This window comes from Lentilactobacillus sp. TOM.63, from assembly GCF_030361045.1.
Lineage (GTDB): Bacteria > Bacillota > Bacilli > Lactobacillales > Lactobacillaceae > Lentilactobacillus > Lentilactobacillus dabitei.
In genome coordinates this window covers 1-4,493 of the sequence record NZ_JAUCAP010000123.1, presented here as the reverse complement: position 1 = coordinate 4,493, position 4,493 = coordinate 1, and the positions used below count along the sequence as shown (strand labels likewise).

Sequence of the window (4,493 nt, the reverse complement as noted above, 5' to 3'; positions counted from 1 at the left end):
ATAAAAACATACCCGTCAGTTTTCGAAAAAACACGAAAACTGACGGGCTTTTAATGAACTATGAATAATTCAGGATAGAGGGTGGTCATATTGGGGATTACGACGAAGAGAGAATTTAAACATGTTATTAGGATGGTTTTACTTTCAGCAACGTTCCTAGTTTTAGGGACAGTTGGGAGTCAAGCGGTTCGGGCTGCTAATAATACAGATGATACTAGTGTCCCAGCAGTTTATAATGGGGTAAACGCTAATCAAAAGCAGATGAACATTGGCGTTGATAATCAAAACTTTACGAGTTGGATCAGCTTGGACGGAATTAACTCAAATTACGTTCAGGCAACCAGAGATCCAGCACCAAAATCCATTCTTAATTTAGATAGTTACAAGAAAAATCCAGATTCTCTTTATGAGCATATTTTAGTTAAGAATAACTCAGATAGTCCTATGAATTTTAATATTGCGTTCGGGCTACCACAGTTTTATCAGAGAGATACATCGGCTAATGCTACTAATCCGGTTGTCCTGTTTCGAGGGACCAACTTTGTAAAGCCAACTGATGGCAGTGCAAATGGCATTACGGCACAATATGCAGATTCAGAAATGAATTACACCGATCAGGCTGATACAGCCAGTTGGGGTAAAAGTGATTGGCAGGGTGTTCGGGCTATTAAACTCTTTGGTACCTTAAATAAGAAGGGCGATTATTATGAACTTGATGTTCCGCTAGAGCTGACTAACCCGGATACGGTCGATTATGATCACCCATTTGATACTGATGAATCAGCTACTGCAAAAGATATTCAATTAACAACCGTTAACCTTGCAACTTATGCGTATTATCACACGTTGTTACAATTTGCTCGAGGCGCCAATGCAAACAAAATGTTTGGAATAAACGGCACTAATAAGTATTTGGTTACATATCGAACGGGTTCCACGTATTTTCATGCAACTGATATTCAGAACCTGATGCCAGTTATCAAGCGCAGTGATATTGTTGTGAACGATTTTGGCCAATCTTACAATCAAGCTAATGATGATTTTCCATATATCTATAGTGGCGGAAAATTCTATCAAAATTTCACTACTTTAAAGGACATCAATGGTAATGGTTGGATCCAAACATTAGAAGATAACGGTTATGGCGTCCCATATGAGAATGGACACTTCTTATCACAGTATAGCTGGGATTACACGGGTCAGGCCGCCGATGATACGCCAACTAATGGGAATCAATGGATGAATAAAGATGGCATTGGTGGAATGAACCTACAAGTTATTAAAGTTATCGATGTTCATGGGATTGACGATCAAGATCAGTTGACTTTAAATCAAGGTACTAAGTGGAATCCAAGCAATGAAGTGACAATTTGGAATCCAGAAGCGATGGATCAAGAGAAGCTACCAGATGGCTCTAAACCTAGTGTTACTGTCGCAAGTACTCGTCCGTTGAAGTCTGATGGCACTTTGGATACCAGTAAGACTGGTTCTTTTGATGTCACTTATACTTACACCCACAGATACCCTAATGAGGGTGAGCGGACATTTAAAAAAACGATCCACGTAAATGTTCAAAGTAATGTTCCTAATAATGGTGGTTCAGGTTCAAGTACTACCTCAACTACAAATAGTAATTCCGGCAACAATCAAGTTGGTAATGATAACTTCAATACAAGTACCACTACAAGTCAGCCAGCCGTTCCAAACTACGCCGCTAAAGAAGGTGCCGCAGTCTACGCAACCAAGGGCGTCTATATGTATAAAAACGCCAACTTCAAGAAGATCCAACGCATTGCTAAATATCCAAAGGCAAAGCGGGTTAACCGACCAATGTTTGTTGTCCTAGATTACAAACGTTCCGCTAATGGTGCTCTGCGTTATAAGGTTCGCGATGTCAACCACGGCACTAAGACCGCTGGCAAGATCGGCTATATTACCGCAAACCACAAGTTTGTGGTTCGCGTCTATTATTCGACGATGCCGAAGAATAAGAAGATTACGGTAATTACTAAGAAGGGCGTCAATGCTTATAAGAACGTTAACTTGACTAAAAAGTCCAAGCACCTCAAGAAGGGTGCTCGCTTGACAGTTAAGAAGATTGTTAAGCATAACTTGACTACGCGTTATCAATTGAGCAATGGCCAATATATCACTGGTAATAAGAAATTGGTAATTCAAGGAAACTATTAAAAGTTAAAGTTACAGAAGTGTTCGGTTAGTTGCCGGGCACTTTTGTTTTGCCGATTTTTGGGATCCTATTTGCTCTGAATAGGTTGATACCAGGATTCCCAGCTGGGCGTTGAGGCCATCATTTTACTATGCTCAACATAACACAAATATGTAGGTATTATCATTGACCTCATCCTCATGATACGAGATACTATAGTTGTAGGTGAATAGTAGCAGTAATAAATACTTCATTAATTATTGGTATGAATATTCAAATTGGGGGGATTTATATGTACAAGACACTAAAGTTGGCTAAAATGATTGTCATCTCGTTAAGTGTCGTTTTTAGTATGGTGTTTATTGGTAATCGAGTTACGGTTAATGCGGATGAAACTGCTCGCGTAGAAACTGTTAATATTGTTGATACTCAAGGGAATATATTGAAGAAGCAAACCCAAACTTTAGACAAAAATTCGCAAAACTTAGATGCTAAGGTTCCAGGGTATGATCCTGCGAAAACGTTAGTGTCAGCCCGAATAGTAGCAGTGTTAAAGCCTCCTGCTCCGGGTGATCACCCTACTCAAACTGTAGATGTGAAGATTGCAGTAGACGCCGATAAGCAGGTTCTTGTTTCTAATGGAGAGACAAACGGAGAACCACAGCCAGAAGCTTCTCTCACAAAAAATGATATTGAGCAACAAATTGGGTCCCCGATAAGCTCATTAAATGATGGACTTGCAAAGTATCTGGATTTTGCTAATTATGGCATATTTTTTTATACATCGGGCCCAATTGATCCGAACTGGTTACTGTTCAGCCAAAAGATCGACTTCACAGTAACTTACGCCTACCAAGAGGCCATCATCCCCGTTCAGTTTATCGATAGTGATGGAAAAGTAGTTGGCAACGATACAAAAATTACTGGCTTCTTGGGAAAGACTGGGGACTATACTCCTAAGGCCCCTGATGGTTATCAATTGGTTGATACTAAACCAATCACTTATAGGATGAGTGAAAAAGAGAATCCAGCGATAACCGTTCACGTAGTTAAAAAGGCAGTCACCCCAAACGTTCCTTCTGACAACAGTTCAACTAACATTACCAACCCAACAACCCCGGTGACACCGACTCCAGCGACGCCAGCTGGCAGCGAAACGACTAAAGAGCCGGCTGAACCAACGATGCCAAACTATGCGGCTAAAAAAGGTGCGGTGGTCTATGCCACGAAGGCGATCTACCTGTACAAAGATGCCAACTTTAAGCCGTCTCAACGACTTGCAAAGTATCCTAAGGCTAAACGAGTTAACCGGCCAATGTTTGTGGTAACTGATTATGCTCGCTCGACCAACGGCACCCTGCGCTATAAAGTTCGCGATGTCAACCACGGCACTAAGACCGCCGATAGAGTTGGCTATATTACCGCTAATTCAAAGTTTGTGATTCCAGTCTATTATCAATCAGTACCAAAGTCACAAAAAATCACCGTCATTAATCAGCGTGGGGTGAATGCTTATCGGAATGTGAACCTGACTCAAAAGGCTAAGCATTATCGAAAGGGGACCCACTTGACCGTTAAGAAAATTGTCAAACATCGCCTGACAACTCGGTATCAGTTAAGCAATGGCGATTATGTGACGGCTAACAAGAAATTAGTGATTCAGGAAAATGCTAAATAAGAGGTTTATAGCAACAGCTTATCAAAAAAATAATGATAAGCTGTTTTTAGGCGTTTAGGCGCTTACAGATAAGTCGAAAACCGTTATAATTAAAGAGCAAAGAACGCGATTAAACGCTATATCAAGAATGTTAGGAGACAATATCATGTCAAATAAGGATATTCTTGAAAATCTAAAGGAACTTGAACAATATAGTCACGGTGATGATTCTGCGGCGGAAGTCAGAACGATCACCGTTGAAGTTCCAAGTATTACAGCTGGCGATCTTAAATTATTTAGAAAAAGGCTCAACATAACACAACAAGCGCTTGCCACATTCTTAGGAGTATCAGTTAAGACTGTCCAGAATTGGGAAAGTGGCAGAAATCATCCCAACGCATCAGCAAGAAGATTAATTCAACTATTAGATAAGAATCCCAAATTGATAGATTCAATTTTCATATTAAAGTAGGAATTTAGGTCAGCCGATTGGTTGGCTTTTTTTCTCTCCAAGAATCTACACGACGCTGGTTTTCGCCTATTAACAGTAAACAGCCAAGTACTTAGCGTTAATGAGTATTAAAACCCAAAAAGCGGCTCTTCGTCAACTGTTGTTGGTGAAACTAAATTCGAGTTCTAATCACTTTGTGATTAGGGCTCTTTTTGTTT

The 4,493-nt window shown here is 40.2% G+C and carries 3 protein-coding genes; all 3 read left to right on the top strand.

The features are described 5' to 3' along the window. Positions 1-90 precede the first annotated feature (90 nt). Positions 91-2,190: a DUF5776 domain-containing protein gene (locus QUF07_RS13330; RefSeq protein WP_289427890.1), complete on the top strand. Its 2,100-nt coding sequence runs from the start codon at positions 91-93 to the stop codon at positions 2,188-2,190. Between the two features lie 269 nt (positions 2,191-2,459). Further along, positions 2,460-3,845, top strand: coding sequence for a DUF5776 domain-containing protein (locus QUF07_RS14160; protein WP_353960971.1), 1,386 nt, complete (start codon positions 2,460-2,462; stop codon positions 3,843-3,845). Positions 3,846-3,990: 145 nt separating this feature from the next. Then, positions 3,991-4,296, top strand: coding sequence for a helix-turn-helix domain-containing protein (locus tag QUF07_RS13320; RefSeq protein ID WP_289427888.1), 306 nt, complete (start codon positions 3,991-3,993; stop codon positions 4,294-4,296). The last annotated feature ends 197 nt before the right edge of the window (positions 4,297-4,493 follow it).

Coding starts and splice junctions, on each gene's coding strand:
- QUF07_RS14160 (WP_353960971.1), top strand. CDS start 2,460: ATGTACAAGACACTAAAGTTGGCTAAAATGATTGTCATCTCGTTAAGT.
- QUF07_RS13320 (WP_289427888.1), top strand. CDS start 3,991: ATGTCAAATAAGGATATTCTTGAAAATCTAAAGGAACTTGAACAATAT.